General features: G+C 59.4%; 19 protein-coding genes. 14 read left to right on the forward strand and 5 right to left on the reverse strand.

Going from position 1 to position 26,159, the window contains the following annotated elements; genetic code table 11:
- From LC531_RS02860 to LC531_RS02870, 3 genes are all read left to right on the forward strand, one after another.
- The gene (locus LC531_RS02860) at nt 1-1,626 is read left to right on the forward strand and encodes a RagB/SusD family nutrient uptake outer membrane protein (RefSeq protein WP_223648814.1); all 1,626 of its coding nucleotides are present in this window, start codon (nt 1-3) and stop codon (nt 1,624-1,626) included.
- Between the two features lie 99 nt (nt 1,627-1,725).
- Complete coding sequence (locus tag LC531_RS02865) at nt 1,726-2,805, forward strand: glycoside hydrolase family 43 protein (protein WP_223648815.1); 1,080 nt, start codon at nt 1,726-1,728, stop codon at nt 2,803-2,805.
- Nucleotides 2,806-2,884: 79 nt separating this feature from the next.
- Nucleotides 2,885-4,501: a family 43 glycosylhydrolase gene (locus tag LC531_RS02870; RefSeq protein WP_223648816.1), complete on the forward strand. Its 1,617-nt coding sequence runs from the start codon at nt 2,885-2,887 to the stop codon at nt 4,499-4,501.
- Between the two features lie 68 nt (nt 4,502-4,569).
- Here LC531_RS02870 and LC531_RS02875 read toward each other — a convergent pair whose 3' ends face one another.
- Nucleotides 4,570-7,050 (reverse strand): glutaminase family protein, encoded by a 2,481-nt coding sequence (locus tag LC531_RS02875; protein ID WP_223648817.1) that lies wholly within the window; start codon nt 7,048-7,050, stop codon nt 4,570-4,572.
- Between the two features lie 167 nt (nt 7,051-7,217).
- On the opposite strand from LC531_RS02875, the gene LC531_RS02880 reads away from it, so the two are divergent.
- Entirely contained in the window at nt 7,218-8,324 is a 1,107-nt protein-coding gene (locus tag LC531_RS02880) for a glycoside hydrolase 5 family protein (RefSeq protein ID WP_223648818.1), read from the forward strand.
- Nucleotides 8,325-8,451: 127 nt separating this feature from the next.
- On the opposite strand, the gene LC531_RS02885 is transcribed toward LC531_RS02880, so the two are convergent.
- Together LC531_RS02885 and LC531_RS02890 are read right to left on the reverse strand one after the other, a co-directional pair.
- A complete protein-coding gene (locus LC531_RS02885) occupies nt 8,452-9,129 on the reverse strand; it encodes a hypothetical protein (protein WP_223648819.1) in 678 nt (225 codons plus the stop codon).
- 97 nt (nt 9,130-9,226) lie between these two features.
- On the reverse strand, nt 9,227-10,669 hold the full coding sequence (locus tag LC531_RS02890; RefSeq protein ID WP_223648820.1) for a Gfo/Idh/MocA family protein: 1,443 nt from the start codon (nt 10,667-10,669) through the stop codon (nt 9,227-9,229).
- 283 nt (nt 10,670-10,952) lie between these two features.
- Here LC531_RS02890 and LC531_RS02895 point away from each other — a divergent pair, with 283 nt between their 5' ends.
- The 9 genes from LC531_RS02895 to LC531_RS02935 all read left to right on the forward strand — a co-directional run bounded on the left by LC531_RS02895 (nt 10,953) and on the right by LC531_RS02935 (nt 19,917).
- A complete protein-coding gene (locus LC531_RS02895; RefSeq protein ID WP_223648821.1) occupies nt 10,953-11,861 on the forward strand; it encodes an NmrA family NAD(P)-binding protein in 909 nt (302 codons plus the stop codon).
- A gap of 79 nt (nt 11,862-11,940) precedes the next feature.
- The gene (locus LC531_RS02900; protein ID WP_223648822.1) at nt 11,941-12,207 is read left to right on the forward strand and encodes a hypothetical protein; all 267 of its coding nucleotides are present in this window, start codon (nt 11,941-11,943) and stop codon (nt 12,205-12,207) included.
- A gap of 597 nt (nt 12,208-12,804) precedes the next feature.
- Nucleotides 12,805-13,413, forward strand: a complete 609-nt coding sequence (locus LC531_RS02905; RefSeq protein WP_223648823.1) for a hypothetical protein — start codon at nt 12,805-12,807, stop codon at nt 13,411-13,413.
- Nucleotides 13,414-13,463: 50 nt separating this feature from the next.
- The gene (locus tag LC531_RS02910; RefSeq protein ID WP_223648824.1) at nt 13,464-14,708 is read left to right on the forward strand and encodes an ATP-binding protein; all 1,245 of its coding nucleotides are present in this window, start codon (nt 13,464-13,466) and stop codon (nt 14,706-14,708) included.
- 143 nt (nt 14,709-14,851) lie between these two features.
- Nucleotides 14,852-17,461: an ATP-dependent chaperone ClpB gene (clpB, locus tag LC531_RS02915; protein ID WP_223648825.1), complete on the forward strand. Its 2,610-nt coding sequence runs from the start codon at nt 14,852-14,854 to the stop codon at nt 17,459-17,461.
- Nucleotides 17,462-17,490: 29 nt separating this feature from the next.
- Entirely contained in the window at nt 17,491-18,717 is a 1,227-nt protein-coding gene (locus tag LC531_RS02920) for a PD-(D/E)XK nuclease family protein (RefSeq protein WP_223648826.1), read from the forward strand.
- A 122-nt stretch (nt 18,718-18,839) separates the two neighbouring features.
- Nucleotides 18,840-19,157, forward strand: a complete 318-nt coding sequence (locus tag LC531_RS02925) for a nucleotidyltransferase family protein (RefSeq protein ID WP_223648827.1) — start codon at nt 18,840-18,842, stop codon at nt 19,155-19,157.
- 25 nt (nt 19,158-19,182) lie between these two features.
- Nucleotides 19,183-19,497: a HepT-like ribonuclease domain-containing protein gene (locus tag LC531_RS02930; RefSeq protein ID WP_223648828.1), complete on the forward strand. Its 315-nt coding sequence runs from the start codon at nt 19,183-19,185 to the stop codon at nt 19,495-19,497.
- A 186-nt stretch (nt 19,498-19,683) separates the two neighbouring features.
- A complete protein-coding gene (locus LC531_RS02935) occupies nt 19,684-19,917 on the forward strand; it encodes a DUF433 domain-containing protein (RefSeq protein ID WP_223648829.1) in 234 nt (77 codons plus the stop codon).
- Nucleotides 19,918-20,062: 145 nt separating this feature from the next.
- Here LC531_RS02935 and LC531_RS02940 read toward each other — a convergent pair whose 3' ends face one another.
- Entirely contained in the window at nt 20,063-21,973 is a 1,911-nt protein-coding gene (locus tag LC531_RS02940) for a DUF294 nucleotidyltransferase-like domain-containing protein (protein ID WP_223648830.1), read from the reverse strand.
- Between the two features lie 189 nt (nt 21,974-22,162).
- On the opposite strand from LC531_RS02940, the gene LC531_RS02945 reads away from it, so the two are divergent.
- Nucleotides 22,163-23,614 carry a family 43 glycosylhydrolase gene (locus tag LC531_RS02945; protein WP_223648831.1) on the forward strand — a complete coding sequence of 484 codons (1,452 nt, stop codon included), beginning with the start codon at nt 22,163-22,165 and terminating at the stop codon, nt 23,612-23,614.
- A gap of 22 nt (nt 23,615-23,636) precedes the next feature.
- On the opposite strand, the gene LC531_RS02950 is transcribed toward LC531_RS02945, so the two are convergent.
- Nucleotides 23,637-26,090 (reverse strand): GH92 family glycosyl hydrolase, encoded by a 2,454-nt coding sequence (locus LC531_RS02950; protein WP_223648832.1) that lies wholly within the window; start codon nt 26,088-26,090, stop codon nt 23,637-23,639.
- Nucleotides 26,091-26,159: the final 69 nt, after the last annotated feature.

The following is a 26,159-nucleotide window of genomic DNA, read 5'->3' on the forward strand; positions in this document are numbered from 1 at the left end:
ATGAAATCCTCCTCGCAAAAAATACTACTGGCCCTGGCCACCGCCAGCACGCTGCTGGCCACGGGCTGCAAAAAAGACCTGCTCGACCAGAGCAACCCCAACCTAGCCACCACCGCTACCTTCTGGCAAACGAGCGACGACGCGGTGCGCGCTTCCAACGCCTGCTACGCGGGCCTGCAAGCCATCGGCATGTATCGCCGCTGGTTTTCCTTCGTGTATGACGGGCGCGCCGACGATGGCTGGAGCGAGAGCCCCTATACGCTGCTGCGCGACATGACCAATTTCGTGCAGACCGACTACAATTTCGAGGCAACCGCCAACGTCTACCGCGACTGCTACCGCACCATTGACCGCTGCAATCAGGTGCTGGCCAACGTGCCGGCCATTCAGATGGACGCGACCCTGCGCACCCGCATCGTGAGCGAAGCATCTTTTCTGCGGGCCCTGAGCTACTTCAACCTGGTGTCGCTCTTCGGCAACGTGCCGCTGTCGACGCAGCCGGCGGCCCTTGACTACCGCCCGGCGCAGGGTACGTCGGCGCAGGTGTGGGCGCTGGTTATCAGCGACCTGCAAGCCGCCATCGGCACCGGTACCACGCCCAACCTACCGGCTACCTACGGCGGCTCGGACCAGGGCCGCGCCACGGTGGGGGCCGCCCGCACGCTGCTCGGCAAAGCCTACATGCAAAACAAGCGCTGGGCCGACGCGCAGGCGCAGTTCGCACTGGTTATCGGCGCGGGCACCTACTCGCTCACCAACTACACCGACAACTTCCGCCACACGAGCAAAAACAACGCGGAGAGTATTTTCGAAGTGCAGTTTCTAGACAACAACATTGGCGGCCCCGACGGCCAGGGCGGCGTTGACGCCACTACTTCGCAGGGCTTTCAGCGGCCCAAGTTTTTCGGCCCGCCCCAAAACGGCGGTACGGCCAACCTGGGCTTCACCGACTGCGAGATGCGCCCGTGGGTAGTGAGTGAGTTTTTGCAGGAGGGTACCACCGCCGGGCAGCGCGACCCGCGCCTGGCCGCCACCGTGTTTTATAACTACCGCCAGTTTGTCTCGCCCCTGCCGCTCAGCGCCGACTCGCTGGTGTACGACCTCTCGCGGCCGGCCGGCTTTGCGGCCGGCACCTACGGTTTCCTTAACCGCTACAAAGGCGATAACTTCAACCTCGGCCGCACTTACTGGCGCAAGTACCAGAGCGACTACTACCGCGGCGATGAGAACTTCGACTCGCCCAACGACTTCCGGGTGATGCGCTACGCCGATGTGTTGCTGCTGCAAGCCGAAGCCCTGAATGAGCAGAACCAGACGGCGGCCGCCGTGCCGCTCATCAACCAGGTGCGGCAGCGCGCCGGGCTGGCCCCACTGGTGGCGGGCAACTTCACGCAGGCCACGCTGCGCATGCAGTTGCGCCATGAGCGCGTGACGGAGCTGACCGGCGAGTGCCTGCGCTGGTTTGACTTGCAGCGCTACGGCCTGCTCGACAACCAGGCGGGCATTGACCAGCTCAAGCAGCACGACGCGCAATTCAACAATTTTATCGTGGGTAAGTCGCAGTTGCTACCCCTGCCTCAGCAGGATGTTAACCTCATCGGCCTCACCCAGAACCAAGGCTATTAGTTCGAAGGGGTTGAGAGTTTAGGACTTACTCAAAAGGCGTTTATCCTAGACTCCTAACTCTCTCACCAGCAGTCCGCTTTCTTCTCCCACCCTCGCACTATGCTTGTTCGTCCTGGTTATCTCTCGCGGCTGCTGGCTCCGCTGCTCTTCGTGCTGCTGTCGTGCAGCAAAAATGACGGCAGCAGCCCGTCGCCTACCCCCCCGCCGGCTCCACCAGCCCCGGCAGCCACCACTTTCACCAACCCGCTGCTCGCCTCCGGCCCCGACCCGTGGGTGGTACAAAAGGACGGGTTTTATTACTTCATGGCCACTACCGGCAACAACGTCACCATCCGCAAAACGGCGAAGATGGCCGACCTGGGCTCGGCCCCCACGACCATTGTGTGGACGCCGCTGCCCAACGGCAACAACACCAACAACGTGTGGGCCCCCGAGCTGCATTTCCTCGATGGCAAGTGGTACCTCTACTACACCGCCGGCCCGGCCAGCCAGGGCTGTTGCGGCGGCCAGCGCTCGTGGGTGCTCGAAAACGCCAACACTGACCCTACCACCGGCACCTGGACGGATAAGGGCCGCATTTATGTTCCCACCCAGGATTTTTGGTCGATTGACATGACCGTGTTTGACCTGAACGGCAGCCGCTACGCGCTGTGGTCGGGCCAGGAAGCCAATTCCGAACAGCAGAATATCTACATCTCGGCCATGAGCAACCCCTGGACGATTACCGGCCCACGCGTGCTGCTGACCAAGCCCGAGCTGAGCTGGGAGCTGAACGGCTACCCCAAGGTGAACGAAGGCCCCGAGATTTTGCAGCACAACGGCCAGACCTTTCTCACGTATTCGGCCAGCCAGTGTAGCACCGACGATTATACCCTGGGAATGCTCACGCTCACCGGCACCAACCCGCTGGACCCCACCGCCTGGTCGAAATCGCAAACGCCGGTATTCGTGAAAAACCCCGCTAATGGGGCCTACGGCCCCGGCCACAACGGCTTCTTTATCTCGAAAGATGGCACCCAAAACTGGCTGGTATACCACGCCAACAGCAGCGCCAACCAGGGCTGCGGCAACCCCCGCAACCCCCGCATGCAGCAGTTCACCTGGAATGCCGATGGCACGCCTAACTTCGGCACCCCGGTGGCTATCAATACGCCGATAACCCGGCCGGCCGGTGAGTAGCTGCTGATTCGCTGATTACTAGTCTCTTGTTTCTTCACGCTACGGCCTGCCAAGTGCAGGCCGTTTTGCTGTTCTGCTTATGCGCACCAAAAAGCTTTATTACGCGCTGGTCCTGGCCGGCTGCCTCGGGGCTGCGCCGCTCGGGGCCACGGCCCAGGCAAATGTCAAGGCCAGGACCAAGCCCCGCGTGCAGGCGGCCCCGGCCCGGCCCGCCACGCCTACCCCCCTCGCCATCGCCAACCCCGTGCTGGCCGGCGACTACCCCGACCCGTCGGTGACCAAGGTGGGCGACACCTACTGGGCTACTGCTACTTCCTCTAATTGGGGCCCCACGTTTCCGCTGCTGAAATCGACCGATTTGCAGCACTGGAGCCTGGTGGGGCACGTGTTTCCGGGCGAGCGGCCGGCGTGGGCCGACTACTACTTCTGGGCGCCCGAAATCAACCACGATGCCAACGGCAAAACCTACGTCTTCTACACGGCGCATAAGCGCGGCGGCAACCTGGCCGTGGGCGTGGCCAGCGCCGACCGCCCCGAAGGGCCCTACCGCGACCACGGCCCGCTGGTGGGCCAGCCCGACGGCTCCATCGACGGCTTCCCCATCCACGATGAAAACGGCCAGCCTTACCTCATCTGGAAGGAAGACAGCAACAGCGTAAAAAAGCCTACCCCCCTCTGGGCGCAGCGTCTCAGCGCCGACCGCACGGCCCTGGTAGGGGAGAAGACCGAGCTGTTTCGCAACACCGCCGCCTGGGAGGGCAACCTGGTGGAAGGCCCCAGCGTGGTGCGCCACGACGGTTATTTTTACCTGTTTTATGCCGCCAACGGCTGCTGCGGCCCCGGCTGCACCTACGCCACGGGGGTAGCGCGGGCCAAAAAGCTGCTCGGCCCTTGGGAGAAGTACGACCGCAACCCTATTCTGACCAAAAATGACGTCTGGACCTGCCCCGGCCACGGCACGCCCATCGAGCGCGCTGGGCACTGGTACCTGCTGCACCACGCCTACCAGACCGGTGGCAGCTTCCAGAATGTGGGCCGCCAGGGCGTACTCAGCGAGTTTGTGTGGACTAAAAGCGGCTGGCCCGAGTTTCTGAACAACCACACTACCCCCGTGGCGCCCGCCAAAGTGCCGGCCGTGGTGGCCGACGAGTTTGCCGGCGCTACCCTGGCTCCCGCCTGGGAGTGGCCGGTGGAAGATAAGCCCGCATTTGCCCTGCAAAATGGGCAGCTCCGCCTCACGGCCCGGCCCGACAAGGGCGGCGCGGCGCTGGGCCGGCCCACGCTGGCGGCCAACTATTCGGCCACCACCACGCTGCTGAACCCCAGCGCCCTACCTCCCGGCACCACCGCCGGCCTGGCCGCCCTCGGCGACCCCAACAATGCCCTGAGCGTGCTGGCCGGCGCGGGCAAGCTGCAAGTGCAGGAGCGCCGCGACGGCAAAACCCGCACCCTGGCCGAAGCCGCCCTACCCCCCGCGGCGGCGCTGCACCTGCGCGTGCAGGACCAGGGCGGCAGCCGCTACCGCTTCGCCTACAGCCCCGACGGCCGCACCTGGACCGAGCTGCTGCCCGCCAGTGAAACCGCTGACGGCCAGTTCCTACCCCCCTGGGACCGCGGCGTGCGGGTGGGCGTGGTGGCCCAGGGCCCGGCATCGGCCACGGCCACGTTCGAGCGGTTTGAGCTGCGCAATGAGTAGCATAAAAGTCGCTTGTCCCTGCTTGATGCGCAACATGCTCGCCAAGACAAGCGGGTTTTTTATGGCCGCTATTTCCCGTTCAGCTTCACATCCAGCATTTTCATAAAATACCCGCCCACCACCGAGCGGGCCTGGAAGCCGACTTGCTTGGCATCGGTGGTTTCGTGCCAGTCATTGAGGGGCACGCGGCTGGGGGTTTCGTTGGCAAACTGCCAGACCGGGGCCACCAGCGCCTCAAAATCGGCGCGGCTGCCAGCCAGCGTGGCGGTCCAGAGTATCCAGTCCGACTTGGTGTAGGTCTTGCGGCTATCGAGGGGTAGGCCGTATTTCTGTTGGTGCTTTAAGTAGAAAGCCACTTCTTGCTGCGCTACTTCGGGTGGAAAGATGTTCAGGCCGAGTATTTTGTCCCACACCAGGTTATACTTCTGGCTCCACGAGCCGGCGGGCTTGTCGAAGGTCAAGGCGTAGTGGTCGCCGTCCTGGGCCATCGTTACCCATTTTTTGGCCAGGTCGCGGGCCAGGGTGGTATACTCGTCAGCTGTTTTGGCATCGCCCATTTGCCGGGCCATTTGGCCGTAGCAGGCGATGCCCATAATGGCCTTAGCCGAGAGGTTAACGTTGCGGGCTAGGTGGCCGGCAAAGTCGTCGGTGCTGAGCTGGTTGGCCGGGTCGAAGCCATCGCGCTTCAGAAAGCTGACCCACTTGGTGAGGGTGGGCCAGTGCGCGCGGGCGAAGTCGGGCTTACCATCCATTTTCACCACCGCCGCCGTGATAATCAGCATGTTGCCGGCTTCTTCCACTGGCATGTCCTCGCCGTAGGTCTGGCCGTTGGCCAGGGGGTAGGTGCCCACGTCGTGGGCCGGAAAGTCCTTTTTCCAGCGCCCCGACTCCGAATAGTCGAAGATAAAGCGCAGCATTCCCTTCGCCAGCTCGGTATTATAGAGCAGAAAAAGCGGCTCCGACGGATACGTAATGTCCACCGTGCCAATGGAGCCGTTGGAGAAGTTTTCTTTGGAAAAGAAAAATAGCTCACCCTTGGGGCCGGCTACCACCGTGTGCGCCGCAATGGCCTGGCGGTAAGCCAGCTGGCACAAGTCGGCGTATTGCCGGCCGCCGGCCGCCTGGGCATCGGCGTACATTTTTTTATCAAACTCGGTGGCCTTCTGGCGCAGGCGGGGGTAGTCGGTCTCGGCGGCTTGCAGGGCCTTATCCATCGTCATGGCCGGGTCGCGCCGCCACCAGGGCCGTAGGTTCTGGTCGAAGTACTGCACGGCATACTGCTCATCGTAGCCGAGCAGCAGGTGCTGCTCGGCGGGCGTGGCGGTTACCCGGCCCAAGTCGAGCACGGCGGCCTGGGCCACGCGCTGGGCTTGCGCGGGGTGGGCCGGGCCGGTGGGGGGTAGGGTGCCGGTTTTGGCAAATGCCAGCTTGAGCTGCTGCGGGTCGCCGCTAGCCAGCGCCGCCGCGCCGGGCGCGGCCAGGTAGGCGTAGCCCCAGTCGATGCGCACGTTGTCGCCGGCCGTGGCCAGCACGGGCTGCTGGGTGGTGCCCACGGCCCGCCAGCGCAGGCTGCCTGCCGCGCCGGGGCGGTCGGCCACCTCCTGGTAGGGCGTGTTGCTGGCCAGCGTGCCGGCCTCGGTTAGCAGTACCTGGGTGGGGTGCGCTTTGCCATCGGGTGCCGTGGCCGTGCAGGTGACGTAGCTAATAGGCCGGGCCAGGGTTTCCAGCTCATCGAGCAGCAGCGGCGATAAGAAGCTGACAGTCAGTATTACCGGGCCGGCCGCGAAGGTGTAGCTCGTCTGGGTGGCTGTCAGCGTCGCGGCCGTTTGGCGGGCCTGGGGCAGCGGGGCCGGGGTAGGGAGCGTTTCGTAGAGGCCCGCGTCGAGGTGCGCCCCGCCGTGGGGGTTCACGCAGTGCATGGCCAGCACGTTTTCGCCCTTGCGCAACGCGCCGCGCGCCGCCGCGGGCACCGCGAACCGGTCGTACTGGTCATTATAACCGGCCTGCTTAAGCAGCAGCACGCCATTGATATACACTTCCGCGTCGTCGTCGTGCAGTAGCAGCAGCGTCAGGGGCCCGGTGGGCGGCGCGGCCGGCAGCCCGATGGTGCGGCGCGCCCACACGTCGTGGGTGGTCCACTGCGTGCCGGGCTGCTTCGCGTCGTTGGTGAAGGGGGCCGGGCCGGTTTTCCAGCGGGCCGCCCCGGCAAAAGCCGGCTTCTCCCAGCCCGCCGCCGGGGCCGCAAACGTGTAGCGCGCCGCATACGGCCGCTCGGCCGCCGTCGGAATCAGGGCCCGGTACTGCGGCGGCGCCTGGCCCAAAAACTGGTAAGCGCGGCCATCTACCCGCACCACGCCTTCCAGGCTCTGCGGTGCGCCGGTCCAGTGCCGGGTAGGCCCGGCGGCCAGCGTATCCTGAAAAGCCCACACGCTGAAGTACGGGGTGTGCGTAACGAGGGGATAAGCCGGTGGGCGCAGCGTCTGGGCCCGCGCCGCGCCCGCGCCCAAAGTGCTCAGCGTGAGCACTACAATGGCTTTTTTACAAAGCATATTTTAGGAAGTAGATGCGAACTCGCAGGCGCTACCTGGTAGCTCTGAGGTTGCCGCAAGGTAGCGCCCGTGGGCGGTTATCGCCCTGCCCGACTCTCGCCTGATGGCCGGCCGCGGTTAAGGGTGCGCTTGCTACCTTAGCCCTCCATCTTTCCTACCCCTTCCGCATGAAGAAACTATCCTGGCTGCTGCTGGGCCTGGCGCTGCTCGGCGCGCCGGCCGCGCAGGCGCAGAAAGTAAAGACCAAAACCAAGGGCGGCGCGGCCATGCTGGCCCCCGGCCAGGACGTGCGCTGGCCCCGCGCCAAAGCCAACGCCTGGTACCAGGCCCGCCCCTGGATGACGGGGGCCAACTTCATCCCCAGCACCGCCATCAATCAGCTCGAAATGTGGCAGGCCGCTACTTTCGACCCCACCACCATTGACAAGGAGTTGGGCTGGGCCGAGGGTATCGGCTTCAATACTATGCGTGTGTTCCTGCACGATTTGGCTTGGAAGGAAGACCCGGCGGGCTTCAAAAAGCGGCTGAACGACTACCTAGCCATTGCCGACAAGCACCACATCTGCACCATCTTCGTCTTCTTTGATGATTGCTGGAACAAGGGCCCCAAAGCCGGCCCACAGCCCGCGCCCCGCGCCGGTATCCACAACTCGGGCTGGATGCAGGACCCCGGCGACCCCGCCTCGCGCGACTCGGCCACCTTCGTGCAATTAAGGCCCTACGTGACCGACGTGCTCACCAGCTTTGGCCACGATAAGCGCATCGCGCTCTGGGATTTATACAATGAGCCCGGCAACGAGGGCAAGGGCAATGCCTCGCTGCCGCTGCTGCGCAACGTCTTTGCCTGGGCCGAGGCCGTGCGCCCCGACCAGCCCCTGAGCTCGGGCCTCTGGAACCTAGATTTGCGGGTTCTCAATACCTACCAAGCTTTGCATTCGGATGTCATTACCTATCACAACTATGGCGATGGCGTGGAGCAGCAGCACCTTATCGAGGCGCTCGAAACCCACGGCCGGCCGCTCCTCTGCACCGAGTACATGGCCCGGCCCCGCAACTCGCGCTTTGCTAATGTGCTACCCGTACTCAAAAAATACCACGTAGCCGCCATCAACTGGGGCCTTGTGGCGGGCAAAACCAACACCAAGTACGCCTGGGATACGCCCCTGCCCGACGGCTCGGAGCCTAATGAGTGGTTTCACGAAGTGTTTCGCCCGGACGGCACACCCTACCGCCAGGACGAAACGGATTTGATTAAAAAGCTGACCAGCAAGTAGTTATACTTATATACAACAGAACGTCAGGCTGAGCTTGCCGAAGCATCTCTACTGCTTCATCCAACGAGGCGGTAGAGATACTTCGGCAAGCTCAGCCTGACGTTCTGCTGTTTTTATCAGTTGTGCGCTATGCGTCCGGCAGCGTCGCCTCGTAGGTGTCGGCGTACTTGAAGTCTTCCAGCCAGTAATCAGAGCTGATAATATCAAATACCACGCTGTCAGCGGTTTTCTCACCCGGCGTGAGCTGCCACAGAATGGTTGGTGCCTCGGCAAACTCGCCGCCCGCCAGCTGCTCACTAAACAGGCGGTGCAGCAGGGCGTGGTCGGTGAGGCCCTGAGCCAGCAGGCGCAGCAGCGGCACGGCCGGCTCCTGGTCGAGCACGGCCAAGTCGTCGGGGGTAGGGGCCGTGATTTTGACCTTGAACTCGACGGCCTGCGGGTGCGGAAACTTGCCGTTGTAGGCGGTATAGAGTAGCTGCGTGGCGTTGAAAAAAGCCGGGTGCAGCTTCATGGCGGGGTTTTCTTCCCAGAGCTTTTCGGTTTCCATCTGGTGGGCCAACTGCTCTATTTGGCCTTCGGTCAGCTCATCGGCCAGCAGGTAGGTGAGCACGGCCTGAGCGGCGGCAGCGGGCTCCAGGTCGGTGAGGGCCATCTGGCACATCTCCTTCAGCTCGGCGGGGGGTAGGGCCGCGGGGTTGTCGTAGTCGAGCTGCGTGAGCAGGGCCAGATAGTCGGCGTTTTGCCACGCTTGGGGCAGCTCGGTCAGGTGTTGGAAGGAAAGTCGTTCGACGGTGTAGGTTGCCATGCGCAAAAAAACGGCGAGAGTAGTAAGTCGCCGCCCCTTTTACGCGAAAGGCCGGGCGGCAACCGAAATCCGGCCGCCGCCCGGCCCTACCCCCCGCCTACCAGCCCGTGCGGTACGTGCGCTTCACGAACTGATTCACGTCGTCTAAGTTGGTGATGCGCAGGTTTTTAGGGTCCCACAGCAGCTCGACGCCGCGGCCGGGGTAGTCCATACTGCCGCCCGGCCCGGTGGCGCGGGGCCGCTGAATGTCGTAGCCGCGAATGGCCAGGTTGGCAATCAGCAAAGCTTCAGTGAGCGGGCCGGCAATCTCGAAGGGCGAGCTGACGGCCATCTTGCCGTAGCCGGCCAGGCAGGCTTCCACCCACTGGCCGTAGTGGCCGTTGGCCTGGCCCGGCACGCGGGCCAGCGTCTGGGGCACCTGCACCTGCTGGGTGCGCGAGGTGGGCAGCAGGCGCGGGTTTTCGGAGTAGGTGCTGGCCATCATCTTGCCCTTGTCGCCGATGAACAGAATACCGTTGCCGCCGTCGCCAAACTTCTCGTTGGGCTCCAGCTCGTCGGGGCGCTCGGGCTGAATGCCGCCGTCCATCCAGTGCACCGTTACGGGGTGCTGGGTCTTGTCGGTTTGCGGAAATTTGAGGATGACGTGGCTCGACGGCGGGCAGCTGTCGGGGAAATAGCCGCGCTTAAACTCATCCACGTACACGCTGCCCACGCTGGCCTGCACGGCGCTGGCGTAGCCCAGGTTCAGCACCCGGAAGGGCGCTTCCACTAGGTGGCAGCCCATATCGCCGAGCGCGCCGGTGCCGTAGTCCCACCACCCGCGCCAGTTGAAGGGCACCAGCTTATCCACGAAGTTTTTGGCCGGGGCCGTGCCCAGCCATAGGTCCCAGTCGAGGGTAGCGGGCACCGGCGCGGCGGTCGTGGGCCACGGAATCCCCTGGGGCCACACCGGGCGGTCGGTCCAGCAATACACCGTGTGCACCTCCCCGATGGTGCCCGCGTCGTACCATTCCCGCAGTTGCCGCACCCCGTCGTTGGAAGCGCCCTGGTTGCCCATCTGGGTCACTACCTTGTACTTTTTGGCCGCCTCGGTGAGCGCGCGGGCCTCGTAGATGTCGTGGGTCAGCGGCTTCTGCACGTACACGTGCTTGCCGAGCTGCATGGCCGCCAGCGTAATAATGGCGTGGTTGTGGTCGGGCGTGGACACCGACACCGCGTCGATGTGCTTGCTCTCCTTATCCAGCATTTTGCGCCAGTCCTTGTAAAACTTCGCCTGCGGAAACGCCTTTACCGTGCGGGCAGCGCGGCTTTCGTCCACGTCGCAGAGGTAAGCGATGCGGGCCTTGCTGGTTTTGGCGAAGTTGGCGATGTCGCTCTCGCCCTTGCCGCCTACCCCCACGCCGGCCACCACCAGCTGGTCGCTGGGCGCGGTGTAGCCCTTGCCGCCCAGCACGAAGCGCGGAACAATAAAGAAAGCCGCCGCCGCGGTACCCTGCTTGACAAATTCGCGCCGCGAGGGCACTTCGGGAAGTTCACTCATAACCTGCTTGCAAAGAATGGGTGGGAGAAAAGAGGCTCCGGCTGCTGCGCGCTGTCGGAGGTATTTTGCGCTAAGCTAAAGCAATTTAGCCGATGCGGGCACTAGCGCACCTGCTCCGCCGCAAATCGCGCCGGCCCAGGCCCGGCGCTACCTTAGGCCGAACCACTGCTTCGGGCGTAAACGCTGGTAGCTGCCAGTCAGCTTATCCGGCCCGCCGCCGGCCGCGGCACATCTCTGGCCGGCCTGCTGCGTATCTCGGGGTAATTTTTCGTTTCTACTCCGAATGGCCGATAACCTAATTGCCCTGGCCGGCGCTACCGGCGACCTGGGTTTCCGCATTGCCCAGCAACTCCTCGACCGCGGTGCTACCCTGCTGGTACTCGTGCGTCCCGGCAGCGCCGCCAAGCCCGAAATAGCCCAGCTGCGCGCGCGCGGGGCGGAAATAATCGCAATCGAGCTGGCCGATAAAGCCGCCCTCACGCAGGCGCTGGTTGGCGTGGCCTGCGTGATATCAGCCCTCTCGGGCCTGCGCGCTACCATCGTGGATGCCCAAACCCACCTGCTCGCTGCCGCCGTAGCCGCCGGCGTGCCCCGCTTCATCCCCTCCGACTTCGCCATCGACTTCACGAAGCTTCCTGCTGGCAGCAACCGCAACCTCGACCTGCGCCGCGAGTTTGGCGGCATCCTCGATAAAGCGCCCATCCGGGCCACGTCCATCCTCAACGGCATGTTTATGGACCTGCTCACCGGCCAGGCCCCGGTCGTGCTGTTTCCCATCCGCCGGGTGCTTTACTGGGGTAGCGCCGACCAGCCCCTCGACTTCACCACCATCGCCGACACGGCCGCTTACACGGCCCTGGCCGCCCTCGACCCCACCACGCCCCGCTACCTGCGCATTGCTGGCCAAACGGCCACCGTGCGCCGACTCCAGGCCGATGCCAGCGCCGCTACCGGCCGCCGCTTCGGTCGGCTGCGCGCCGGTGGCCTCTGGGTATTAAAACTCATGATTAATATCACCCGCCGCCTCGCGCCGGCCCCCGGTGAGGTGTTTCCGCCCTGGCAAGGGATGCAGTATTTGCACAATATGTTCACCGGCCTACCCCGCCTGGAGCCCCTCGACAACGCCCGCTACCCCGCTATAAAGTGGACGAAAGTGCGCGAGGTGCTGACGCTAGCGGCCGCCCGCCCATAAGCTACTTGTACCACCACGGCGGCCCCGTGCGCCATCAAAACGACCCACTTAATTTCCCCCCTCTTCTTCTTAGTTAGCCATGAAATTCCTGTCCATCCTCCTGGCCGCCCTCACCCTATCCGCCAGCGCCGCACTGGCCCAAACCGTGCTGCCCTCCGGGGGCGTGGCTCCCGCCGGGGGTACCATCACGCCCGGCACCGTGCCGGGCAGCCAGCCCCTCGTCACGCCTCCCATGCACGATGCCGGTAGCCCCCGCGCCCGCCGCCACAACGAGAAAGTGCCCGGCATGAGCCGCCGCGACGAAAAGCAGCTGCGCAAAATGGGCAGGGTAAAGCCCGGTTCCTAAGCTGCCCGGAAGCCAGCGCTGCGCATTGCCAGAATCTGGATAAATTCCTGTGGCTGTCTCCTGCTACCCATCGGCCAGGCATCTCGGCCACGCCGGAAACCTATGCCCAGCAGAAACCCACTCGAAACGCATCGGCTGCCTGTAAGGTGAGTTCGATAGGCTGCTTGGCAGCTCAATAGTGGCGCATAAGCTGATGCTGATTACGCACAACACCCGCCACTTTGCTGATATGGTTGGTATCGTGTTGGAAGATTGGGTGCAGGAGTACGAAGACGGGCAGCAGGCGAAATAGCGGTTCTGGTGTAGCTTGCTGCTGTGCATTAAGTGCAGCTATTAACGCGAGCTACAAGTCCGCGCCAACTTCGGAACACTCAACCCTTTGACTGTTTATGAAGTATTGCAACTGTCTTCTCAACTTTGGCCCAGCTATTGTAACTTTGTAACTATGAACACTAACATTCCCAAGCCTACTGCTGACAAGCCTGGTTCAAAAATAGTTACATGCTCATCTAGTCATGTAGTGCAAACAGGTGCTTTTCGTCCTGTGCAGCCGCAAGAGTTGGAGGCCAAGCGTCGTAAAGCCTATCCGTACTTGTTTTGATTCCACGCGATTTTCCGGGTAACGTTTACCCGTTCCGCTTTGTAGTTGAAAAGCCGCCTTATTCCCCAGGCGGCTTTTTGATTGAGCGGTATATCTGCCCGTTTCAAACTAAGAAGGGCCAACATTACATCATTCAGGCTGAAAAGTACCAACATCACATATATGTGCTGAAGTTTTACCTCAAACTTCATCGCTATGAGCGTGACCCAGAGGCTAAGTACGCCTACCAAACAAATGATGGTCCAGCGGAAGCTATTCGGATTTTGAATACTTGTCTAGCGGTAATGCTACAGATACTAAAACGAGACCCTTTGGCATCTGGCGGTTTTATTGGTACTCCGAAACCAGTCGAAATCGAAAAAAAACTAATTAACGTTCAGCGCTTTCGAATTTATTCGCAGCTAGCCAGCGATTTTTTCCCGCCTGAGCGTTGGAACCACCAGCATAGTCCTGAAACTAATGCTTACTTGTTGCTCAATAAAGCTGCCTTAGCCAAGTCTCCGAACTTACTTGAGGAAGCACAGGTAATGTTTCAAACTCTTTATCCAGAATTTTCTACTGCTACTACTTTACGTCCTGTGATACCTTTTGCTCAAATTGGGTAAAAAAACAAGTAGACATCTGTAGTTCAATAAACCTATTCTGTTCATAAATTATGGCTAAAGTTAATAAAGTTAAAATGATGTCTAACGAAGACAAGCTTGCTAAACTGGACGAGGTTTTTAGTCCTACAGCTCCTATTGAAAAACGGGATTTGTTCTACGGAAGGCTTGGTCAATTAAATGACTTGTATAGTGCCTTAAAGCAGCGAGGCGCGCATGCTGTGCTTTACGGTGATAGAGGAGTAGGAAAAACATCCTTAGCCAATATGGCTATGACAGTATTTCCAGACGTAATATCTTCTAAAGTAACGTGCAATCGTACTGAGGATTTTAAAGGTCTATGGAGCGAAGCATTAAAAAAGATTCGATTCTACTCTGATAAGAAAGGGATAGGCTTTAATGCTGAAATTAGACAAGAAGCTGTGCAGCTGGATTTATTTCTACCAGAGAAGGATGAAATTGATTCTGCTGATATTCAGCATGTGTTTGAGAACTTATCAAATAGATTATTAATTATTTTTGATGAGTTCGATAGCATTACAAAAGATGAGACTAAAACGCGGATGGCCGATACTATAAAGGCATTGTCTGATAATGTTCCTAATATAACTATATTAATAGTAGGTATTGCTGGAGATGTCAATAATTTGCTTGGCGAGCATCCATCACTTGAGAGGTGTTTGGTGCAGATACAAATGCCTCGTATGTCAGATGAAGAACTTGCGCAAATTATAGATAATGGTTTAAAAAGGCTTGAGTTAGAGATAATTCAAAATGTTAAAGAAAAAATAATAGAGTATTCTTCTGGATTTCCAAATTATACACATGCTATCTGCAAAAGTGCTGCATTATATGCAATTAACAGTGAGTCTAATACTGTTTCGATAGAACATTTTACCTATGCGGTTAAGAAATGTATCCAAACAACTTCTCAGTCTCTACGGAATTCATATCAAAAATCCATTATTAGTTCAAAAGGTCCTTCTCATTTTGAAGAAGTATTAGCGGCATGTGCTCTCGCAGAATTAGATGAATACAATTGCTTTACTAATAGCGGAGCTTTATCCCATTTTAAAGGTAAAAAGAAAAAAGGCAAATCTACTATGACCACAACTGATTTGCGTTATTACTTGGAAGGACTATGCAAAGAGGAAAAGGGGCGTATCCTAGAAAAAATTGGGCAAGGAAGTAATATAAGATATCAATTTGTAAATCCTATGATGAGAGCATTCATAAGATTGAAAATATACGATAAGCGGATTGAAGCTAATAAAGTATTGCCACAACTTGGAGTTTAGTTGTCAAGACTTTTTGACAAGGAATTTCTAGAGAAATAAGGGTTTCCCGCCAAAAAGTCCGCTTTCGCACCCTAGCACCCCGTTTGCTATGCCTTACGTACAGCTTCCTAACCCGAAGCATTACCTAAGACACTAGCACTGAAATGGACTTTAAGAACTTCACTATCAAGGCGCAGGAGGCCGTGCAGAAGGCCACCGAACTCGCCGGGGCCAACCAGCAGCAGGCCATCGAAACCGGCCACTTGCTGAAGGCCCTGCTCCAGAACGACGAGAATACCCTGAGCTTCCTGGGCAAGAAGGTGGGCGCGAACCTGGCCAACCTCGGCCAGCGGCTCGATGCCCTCGTGACGGCCTACCCCAAGGTGAGCGGCGGCTCGCCCTACCTCGCCAACGACGCGGCCAACGCCGTGCAGCGCGCCAACACCCAGATGCGCGAGCTGGGCGACGAGTTTGTGTCCGTCGAGCACCTGCTGCTGGGTATCCTGGGCGGCAAGGACAGCGTGGCGGGCCTGCTGAAAGACAACGGCTTTACGGAGAAGGACTTGAAAGCCGCCATCCAGGAGCTGCGCGGTGGGCGCAAGGTGACCAGCCAAACGGCGGAGGAGCAGTACCAGAGCCTCAACCGCTACGCCATCAACCTCAACGAGCGCGTGCGCCAGGGCAAGATGGACCCCGTAATCGGGCGCGACGAGGAGATTCGGCGGGTGCTCCAGATTCTGAGCCGCCGCACCAAAAACAACCCCGTGCTGCTCGGCGAGCCGGGGGTAGGCAAAACCGCCATTGCCGAGGGCCTGGCCCAGCGCATCGTGGCCGGCGACGTGCCCGAAAACCTGAAAGACAAGGTGTTGATGAGCCTCGACCTGGGCCTGCTAGTCGCAGGGGCCAAGTACAAGGGCGAATTTGAGGAGCGCCTCAAGGCCGTTATCAAGGAAGTGACCGACTCGGAGGGGCAGATTCTGCTCTTTATCGACGAAATCCACACCCTGATTGGGGCCGGCGGCGGCGGCGAGGGCGCGATGGACGCGGCCAACCTACTCAAGCCCGCCCTGGCCCGCGGCGAGCTGCACGCCATCGGCGCGACTACGCTCAAGGAATACCAGAAATACATCGAGAAAGACAAGGCCCTGGAGCGTCGCTTTCAGGCCGTTATCGTGGATGAGCCGAGCGTGCCCGACGCCATCAGCATCCTGCGCGGTATCAAGGAAAAGTACGAGTTGCACCACGGCGTGCGCATCACCGACGACGCCGTGATTGCGGCCGTGGAGCTGAGCAGCCGCTACATCACCGACCGCTTTTTGCCCGACAAGGCCATCGACCTCATGGACGAGGCCGCCGCCAAGCTGCGCATCGAGCTGAATTCCATGCCCGTGGAGCTCGACGAAATCCAGCGCCGCATGATGCAGCTGGAGATTGAGCGCGAGGCCATTCGGCGCGAAGACAACCACGACCGTGAGGCCGTGCTGAGCAAGGAGCTGGCCGAGCTGGGCAGCCAGCGCGACGAGCTGAAGGCCAAGTGGGAAGGCGAAAAATCCGTCCTCACCGGCATCCAGACCGAGAAGGAAAACATCGAGCGCTTCAAAACCGAAGCCGAGCAGGCCGAGCGCCAGGGCGACTATGGCCGCGTAGCCGAGCTGCGCTACAGCAAGATTGCCGAAGCCGAGCAGCGCCTAAAAACCTTGCAGGACGAAGCCAACGCCAACAAAGACGGCGGCGGCATGCTCCAGGAAGTCGTGACCAGTGAGGACATTGCCGAGGTAGTGGCCAAGTGGACGGGCATCCCGGTGAGCAAAATGCTGCAAGCCGACCGCGACAAGCTCCTCAACCTCGAAAACGAGCTGGGCAAGCGCGTGGCCGGCCAGAGCGAAGCCATCGCCGCCATCTCGGATGCCGTGCGCCGCTCGCGCGCCGGCCTGCAAGACCCCAAGCGGCCCATTGGCTCGTTTATCTTCCTGGGTACCACCGGGGTAGGCAAAACCGAGCTGGCCAAGGCGCTGGCTGAATACCTGTTCAACGACGAGAACGCGATGGTACGCATCGACATGAGCGAGTTTCAGGAGCGCCATTCCGTGTCGCGCCTCATCGGGGCACCTCCCGGCTACGTGGGCTACGACGAGGGCGGGCAGCTCACGGAGGCCGTGCGCCGCAAGCCCTACTCGGTGGTGCTGCTCGATGAAATCGAAAAGGCGCACCCCGACGTGTTCAACATCCTGCTGCAAGTGCTTGACGATGGCCGCCTCACCGACAACAAAGGCCGGGTAGCGAACTTCAAGAACACCATCATCATCATGACCTCGAACACGGGGGCCGACATCATTCAGCGCAATTTCAAAGACCTGAACGAGTACAACCACGAGGAAGTGGTGGACCGCACCCGCGACGAAGTAGTGGAGCGCCTGCGCCAGCACATGCGCCCCGAGTTCCTGAACCGCATCGACGAAATTGTGATGTTCCAGCCCCTCAAGCGTAAGGAAATCCGCAAGATTGTCGATATCCAGTTCCGGCAAATCCAGCAGCGCCTGCAAGAGGCCGGCATCAGCCTCGAAGCCACCGATGAGGTGCTCGACTACCTCGGCGAGCAGGGCTTCGACCCGCAATTTGGTGCCCGCCCGCTCAAGCGCGTGTTGCAGCGCGTGATTCTGAACGAACTGAGTAAAGAGATTCTCTCCGGCCGCGTTTCCAAGGATACCGTGGTGGAGGCGGTGTTGGAAGACGGCGCGGTGAAGTTCGAGAACGTGGAGATGCCGGCGGTTTAGGTTGCGAGTATATTTGTGATGAAGCCCCGTTGGCTGGTGCTGGCGGGGGCTTTTGCGCTTATGCTTTGCATGTAATTAATATTATTTTAATTATATTAATATATATGTACAAGCGCCAAAGCTTTATTGAAAGTTGCCTTTCTTATTTGGATGGTAGTGCGCAAGGTGCATTGGAATATCATTTAAAAAGACTGGGGTTTGTTGAGGGTGACATTTTATCAAGCTTTATGGATGAGTTATGTAAGGTAAATAAAGATTCCTCTATGCCTTATATACATCCATTTTCAAATGAATCGGAAGACGACAAAGAAAAGAATAAAATTTTATCGTGGGCTAGAGACGTTCTATATGATATTATTTCAGAAGGTAATTTTAAATCAAACAGAAAGCCGCGTCCAGATAATATACAGGAGGGGATTTATCACAAAACTATTAGTGATTTTTTATTAGAATTCAGTAAGCAGAATTATGTTACAGCCACTGATATTTCAAATTATGTATTTTGCCCTGCAAGCTTAAGTATATCCAAGAGTTTTTCTGAACACGAAAAAAGTAAAGAAGCGGTAATTGGGACCGAATTACACGAACAAAATAGGCTTGTTTCGTATGCTATCGGAGATAAAAATGAAGTTCAAGTTCAATTTTCTGATAACACTTTAAAAGAAGAAATTCGTACTAAGCAGAATGAATTCTTCTTCAATGACTTACGCAATTCAAGTATTTTGTATGTTGGTCATGGCAATAATAGTAAAAAGTATTTCATGAGTAGTAAAGGAAAATTTGTTGGTCAGCCAGATTACGTATTCACAAATGCGGATGGCCAAAATTTTATAGTTGAGGAGAAGTTCAGACCTTTAAACAAAGAAATAATTTCACCTCAAATAACACATAAAGCGCAATTAAACTCATATATAATGGGTCTAGATGAGTTTAAAACTGATTATGGTTATCTAGTTTATTGGCATTACGAATCCGTAAAGTATAAGAGAATAGTAAAAAAATGTACTGTATTTAGGATTGATAAGTCTGCTGGTGAGCAAACCGCAATTCGAAAGGTGTACAGTGAAGTTTTGAAACTTAATGCTGGTTATGTTATCGATTTTGATACTAGTCAGTTAGATGCCAGGAAATGTGTGAAATGTGCAGTCTGCCAGTTTTGTGGCCACAAAACTGGCAGATTTAAATCTGTTTCTCTTCCGTATAATTCTGATTATTACGCATTAATTGGAGGTGGAGTAAATGGTTGGTCCAAGTGATTTGCGATTACTTGTAAGGGCTATAACACTGTTGCTATTGCCGCCGCTTGGGGTGGCGGCCGGGGCGCGGGGGGCGGGTAGCTGCCGTATCTTGTGCATCATTAGTCGCGTAGTCTGTTCTTATGCAATCTGTTCAAACTAAAGCCGAAGTAATCGAGCGCCTGCAGCAGCAGGGGGCGCAATTGCGGGCGCTGGGCGTGGCGCGGCTGGGCTTGTTCGGCTCGTTCGCGCGCGATGAGGCCGGGCCGGAGAGTGACGTAGACTTGCTCGTGGATTTTCAGGAAGGACGCAAGACGTTTGAAGGCTTCTTCGCGGTGATTGACTTTTTGGAAGAGTTACTCGGGCGCGAAGTGGAGTTGCTGACCCGGCCGGGGTTGTCGAAATACATCGGGCCGCATATTTTAAAGACGACCGAATATGTCCTCCCCGTTGCCGCTTGAGCGGCTGATGCATATCTAGGACGAGGTGCAGTTTTTGCAAAGGTGTCGAGCAAAACTGCCCGACTTGGTTGCGTTGGTAACCGATGAAGTCATGAGCCGAGCCATCGTGAAAAGCATCGAAATCATTGGTGAAGCCACTAAAAACCTGCCAACCGACTGGCGGGATGCTTACCCGGAAATACAGTGGCGCAACATTGCCCGGATGCGCGACAAACTGACGCACCATTACTTCGATACAGACTTCGAGTTTGTATGGATAGTGCTTCAAAAGCTGATTGACCCGCTGGGTGAAACCGTGGCGCGGATGCTGGAAAAATTGTCGGGAATGAGGGACGAGTAACGCATTCTGCCGTGAGGCCGAGAAACCCCCGCTACCCCCGCCGCTTGTAGTGGCGGCCGGGGCGCTGGGGTGGGAAGCACGCAAGCTGCGTAAAACCCTAAGTAGCCCTAAGCCGCCCCCGGCACGGCGGGGCCGGGGGCGCGGGGGCAACCAGACCGCAAACAAGTTACCAGTATCTTCACAGCTATGGACACCGCCGCTATCACCGCTTACATTGAGTTGAATCCGCAGGTGCGCTTTGGCAAGCCGGTGGTGAAGGGCACGCGCACGACGGTGGCCGAGGTGCTGGAGATGCTGGCCAACGGCATGAGCGCGGCCGATATCGAGGAGGACTTCCCGGCCGTTGGGGCGGCGCAGGTGCGGGCTTGCTTGCTGTATGCGGCCTGCCGGGAAAACATTGTGTTGCAAGCAACTGCTTGAAGCTAACGCGTCTACTTATTGAACAAGAACATCTCCTGACGCTTGGCCGCTTATCTGCTGGCGTGGCTGCCGTAGCTAAGTAATTGCCAGGCGCAGCTTGCCCATGTGGCGCTAACCTGGCGCAATGAATTACCCGGTAGGAAAATCAGCTCAGCATCTTGGCAAAATTCACCTTGATTTTCAACTGAAAATCGGCGATGACCTTGAAAATTTCCTTTAGCGTGACGCGCTCTACTTTAGTTAGTTTTTTGGGGTCCAGGTAGTTGTCGGGGGGTAGCTTGTCGTGCATCATCTGGGTAGCCTGCTTTTTGAGGCGCATACCCATGAGGTAGTAGTACGATTGCAGCAGCTCCTGGTACTCCTTTTCGGTAAAAACCCCGAGCTGGCGCAGGGCCGCCAGGCGCTGGCCGGTGTTGGTGGCGAAGACGCGGTTTTTGAGGGCAAAAACCCGCACTGCGTCCACGATGGGCGACATGATTTTCTTCAGATTCACCACCTGCTGCTCGCCCACGGCGAAGGTGCGGATGTTGTTGAAAAACGTGAGCGGCGGCTCGTACTGCACGGCGTTGGTGGCCATGTAGTGCAGGAAACGGTCGAGCGGCTTTTGCAGCTCCGTGTCCAGAAAATCGTGCAGTTCTTCCAAGATATCGGCCTCGCCGTAGAGGAAGCGGATGTCGAAAAAGGCGGCGAAGCGCATCACGTTTTCGGGGTTCGACTCGTGCAGCCACTCCGTATAGTTGCGCTTCCAGTGCGAAAGCGAGTGGGTCCACTTCGGGTTTTTGGCCATGAAGCCGCCGTCGCAGAAGCTGAAGCCGATTTCGTTGAGGCGGTCCGATACCTCGGTGGCGAAGCGCAGGAAATAGTCGCGTACCAGCTCGCGCTGCTCATTGGCCTTGTCCTCGTAAATAATGGCGTTGTCCTGGTCTGTGAGCAGGGTTTGCTCCTGCCTACCCTCCGAGCCGAGCACGATGAACACGAACCGCGCCGGCGGTGGCCCCAGCTCCTTTATCACGTCCTCGATGACTTTGAGGGCGATGGTATCGGCCACGGTCGTGATAACCTGGTTCACGATTTCGGATTTCACGCCGCGCTCCAGCAGCTGAAACACGATGTCGGGCACCTTCTGCCAGTTGCGCCGCAGCTCGCGCAAGGACACGGCCTGCTTCACGCCCTGAATAAACAAAAACGGCGACTGCGCCTGCTCGGCCAGCAGCTTATTGCGCGAGATGAAGCCCAGGTACTCGCCCGGCGCGCCCTCCACCAGCAGGTAGCGCGTCTTGGTCCGAAACATTAGCAAAAGTGCCTCATACACAAAGGCTTCGCTGCTCACCGAGCGGGTAGGGGCATCGAGGTAGGTGCTGATGGGGAGGCGCGCATCGCCGAGGCCCGCCACCACCTTGTCGCGCAGGGTGATGTCGGTGACGTAGCCGGCTATTTTTTCCTCCTTTTCATCGAGCACGAAGTAGCAGCTGCTGCGCGCCTTGGCCATGCGCCGGGCCACCTCGTGGGTGGGGGTAGGGCCGGGGCAGGCCAGCACGGGGCGCAGCTCCACGCCGCCCATGCGGCGCGAGAACAGCTCGTCGGCGGCAATGAAATTCTGGGGGGCCTGCGGGCCGGGGTGCACCAGCTCGGCGTACTCGGCATCGAGCATCAGCCGGCCGTAGCGATTGGTAAAGTAGTGAAAAAATGCTTCGTAGCCCAGGCACAGCTCCCGAAAAGCGTGCCGGTGCAAAAAGTACACCCGCGTGCCGGCTCGCGCCTGCACCGTGCGCAGCGAGCGCTTTTTATTGAGTAGCACCGACACGCCGCCGTAGCACTCGCCGGGGCCGTAGGTTTCGGGTAGCCGCCGCGCCTGCTGGCCATCAAAAAAAAACGTGTCGTAGCCGCCCTCAATTATTAAATCCACGCCCCGCAGCTTGGTTTCACCCTGGCGGTAGATGACGGCCTCGCGCGGGTGCGTCACCTCTTGCAGTAGCGCGGCTACCTCCTCCAGCACTTCGGGGGGTAGGAGGTCGAAGGGCCGCACGGTGCGCAGAAAAGCCAGGCGGGTTTCCATAGGGGAAGGCGTGAGTGAGCAAGAATCGGCGGCAAGTACGCGAGGCTGGCGCAAACGGCCGGCCCGGTAGCGTGCATGGGGTGGGGTAGGGCGGCGGCAAACGGCAGCCCGCCGAATGCCTGCCATACTTTGGAAGGGCGGCGAAGAGCGCATTTTCGTGAGTTTCGGGCTGCCTACCTTGCCTGCCCAATGAAAACCGCCCTTCTCTTACTGGCCGCGCTGCTGGCCGGCTCCTCCTTCGCCCGCGCCCAGGCGCCGGCCGACTCGTCGGTACTGCGGCTCTGGCACCACCCCGATAAGCCCTTCAACGCCGCTGGCAACGGCAACCCGCTGCTGCCTGGCTACTACGCCGACCCCACCATTGTTGAGGATAAAGGCACCTATTATATCTACGCCACCAGCGACCTGACCTACTGGAACGGCATCAACCGGATGGCGGCCTGGACCTCCACCGACTTTGTGAACTGGCAGTGCCAGTACCTCAACTGGCCCACCAAGGCGCAGTGCGGCAGCTCGACCTCCCAAACGGCCGGCGTGTGGGCACCCAGCGTGGTAAAAGCGCCCAACGGCAAGTTCTACATGTACGTGTCGGTGGGCGAGGAAATCTGGGTGGGCGTAGCCGACGCGCTGCTCGGCCCTTGGCGCAACGCCCGCGCCGATGGCCAGCCGCTCGTTCGGCACAAGGCATTCTTCTTCGTCGAAACTATTGATGCCGAGTGCTTTATTGACGACGATGGCCAAGCGTATTTGTACTGGGGCTCGTCGCACTCCGATTTCGATATCGAAGGCCGCTGCCTGGCCGTGAAGCTCAAGCCCGACATGATAACCTTCGACGGAGAGCCGCGCGACGTGACGCCGCCGCACTATTTTGAAGCGCCCTACCTGCACAAGCGCGATGGGCAATACTACTTTTCCTACTCCTGGGGCCACACCTGGGACAAGACGTATCAGGTGCGTTATTCTACAGGCCCTACCCCCTTCGGCCCCTGGACCGAGGGCATGATGCGCCCCATCCTGGGCACCAATACCAGCGATGCCACCATCTTCTCGACCGGCCACCACACGCTGCTGCGCAGGGGTGTCGATACGTACATCATCTACCACCGCTTCAACACGGTGAACGAGTACAAAATATCGGCCAAGCTGCGCCAGGTGGCCGTCGATAAGCTCCTCTATAATCCCGATGGCTCCATTCAGCGCGTGGTAACTACGCACGTAGGCGTAGGGCCACTGGGGCCGGTACCGCCGCGCAGAAACCTGGCCTACCGCGCCCCCACTACCAGCTCCGGCGACCTCGACCCCAAAACCAAGGCCAGCTACGCCACCGACGAAAACAACGGCACGCCCTGGATTGGCAAGCCCGGCCCCACCGCCCGGCTCACCGTGGACCTGGGCACCGCCAAGTCGGTGAAGGAAGTCGCCATCTACCCCGAATACCCCATTTATACCTATCAGTTTGAGGTGCTTACCTCCAATGATAACCGCACCTGGACTTCGGCCGGCCGCCAGACGAGCACGCCAGCCGTGGCCTCGCCGCTCACCGTGGCCCTACCCCCCACCAAAGCCCGATACGTGCGCGTGCAGCTGACGCAGCGCACGGGCGGGCCGCGGGCGGGCGTGTGGGAGGTGAAGGTGTATTAGCGGGGCTCCGCGGAGGGCGGTACTACCGCCCTACCCCCCAACCCATGTTCGGCTGCGGCCCCATTTGCAGCACCAGCGTCCCGCCCTTCACCAAATCGGCGTGCGCGAGTAGCGGTCGGTTCAGCGGCTGGCCGTTGAGCGTGGCCGACTGGATGTAGACGTTGGTTTCGGAGTTGTCTTTGGCCTCAATGGTGAAGGTGTGGCCGCCGTAATATTTCTTATCCAGATGCAGCACCACGCGGTCAAATAATGGGCTGCTGAGGTCGTAGGTGGGGCGCACGGCGGTGCCGCCGTCCATCTCGAAGAGGCCCATTGCCAGCAGCACGTAGAAGGAGGAGAGCTGGCCCTCGTCTTCCTCGCCCACCCAGCCGCTCAGGGGCGAGTTGTTGTAGAACTTGTTGAGTACGTAGCGGGTGTATTTCTGCGTGAGCCAGGGCTTGCCCGAGTAGTTGAATAGGAACGGGGCCTGCAGATTGGGCTGGTTGCTGAGGTCCACGTAGCCTTTGGCGAAGCCTTCTTCCAGCCGCTGGTTGAAGCGCTCCGGGCCCACCATGCGCACCAGCTCGGGCACGTTCTGGGGCACGAAGAAGGAGTAAATCCAGGCCGTGCCCTCCATCCAGCCCGCCGAGTTCCAGTCGCCTACCGTGCCAAATTTGTGGATGTTGACTGGGGAAACCCAACTGCCATCGCGGTGGCGGCGGCGCATGTAGCCAGTCTGCGGGTCGAACTGGTTTTTGTAGGACAGCGCCCGCTTGGCAAAATATGCCTGGTCGTCAGTTTTGCCCAGGGCCTCGGCAAACTGCCCGGCCACGTAGTCGTCGTAGGCATATTCGAGGGTGTTGGACGAAGCCCCGTCCTCGTCGGGCACGTAGCCATATTGCAAGTACGGGCCGAGCTGGCGGTTGCCCACGTAGCCCCCGCACGGGCCGGCCTGGCCGGGCGTGGTGAGGTCGTGCCTGGTAGCGGCCCAGGCTTTATTCACGTCAAAATCGCGGATGCCTTTCTGGTAGGCACTTACTATCAGGGCTTTGTGGTGCTGCGCGCCCATCACGGCCGAATACTCCAGGCCCACCGGCGCATCGGGAATCCAGCCGCCCGAGTCGTAGAGCGCCAGGAAAGAATTGACCCAGGAATTGGCCTTGGCGGGCGTGAGCAGGGTCATCAGCGGCGTCAGGTTCCACTGCGTGCCCCAGAACGAGTCGCTGCTGTAGGCGGCATCGGCGGGGGCCGTCAGCTGCTGGGTTTTCTCGCAGGCATCGGTGTACTGCCCGTTCACGTCGCTCATAATGGCGCGGCCGGTGTAGGCGCGGTAGAGGTTGGTGTAGAAGGTTTCCTTGTGCGCCTCGCTCCCGCCCGTCACCTCCACGCGGCCCAGCAGCTCGTTCCACTCGCGGCGGCCGGCGGCGGCCACGGCATCGAAATTGAAGCCGTAGGACTTGGTTTCGGTCTCCAGATTAAGCCGCGCCTGGGCCACGCTCACGAAGGAAATACCCGACTTCATCACCACCTGCTCGCCCGCTTTGGTATGGAAGGAGAGCCACACGCCGCAGTCGTCTTTGCCCTCAAATGCCTTGATATTGTTGTGGATGGTGGCCGGGTTGCGAAACGCGGTGCCGTAGGTGGTAGCCGTGCCCGTGTAGGGCGGCGTCTGCCAGCTGCTGAGGCTGTCGGCGGCTTTGCTGAATTGCGTTACGAAGTACACCGTGTACTGGTCGGGGTAGCCGCTCTTCTGCTGAATAGAACCTTCTAATTCTGTGGGGCTTACCTGGCGCACCTGCACCTTCTGGATGGCCACCTGCTCCTCGGTCGGGAAGTCAAAATCGAACAGAATGCGGGCCGGGCCGCTGGTGTTTTCGTCGCCTTGGCGGTTGCCGGTTTCGGGGAAGGTGAAGCGCAGCCAGCCGGTGCGGGTGGTGGCCGTGAGCTCGGCTTTGGTGCGGGCGTCAAGCAATTCTACACCGTAGTAGCCGGGCGCGGCGTGCTCGGTGCGCTTGTCGAAGCGCGAGCGGTAGCCGGCGGTCCACATCGTGCCGAAGGGGCCGTCGGGCTCGCCGGGGTAGGTTTTGGTTTGGTTGAGATTCTCCAAATGGCCGGTGGCGGGCATCACGCTCAGGCCGCTCAGGCCGAAGGCGTGCAGGTGGCTGAAGCCCGAAATGCTGCTCACGGTGTACTCGTAGCCGGCCGTCCACACCTGCCCCTGGTTATCAGGACTCAGCTTGACCATACCAAACGGCACCGTCGGCCCCGGAAACAGCGCCCAGCGCGAGTTGGAAGTGCCCGTGAATACGTTGACGTAATCAACTGGCTGCTTGGCGGCTGCCTTAGTGGCGGCTGGCCCCGGCCCCTTCCGCCGTGCCTGGGCCGGGGCCAGCCGCGGCAATAGCAGCAAAGCCAACAGGCAAGCCATTAACAGCTTAATAATATAATGCTGATGGCCAATAAGCTGAGTAGGGTAGGAGCAGGCCGGTGTAGTCATGGGAATGGGGGGTAGGGCTAAGGGTAACCACTTGGCTTCACCCAATCAATAAAGCTGAGAAGCGGTCAG

The sequence above is a fragment of the Hymenobacter psoromatis genome (genome assembly GCF_020012125.1).
GTDB lineage: Bacteria > Bacteroidota > Bacteroidia > Cytophagales > Hymenobacteraceae > Hymenobacter > Hymenobacter psoromatis.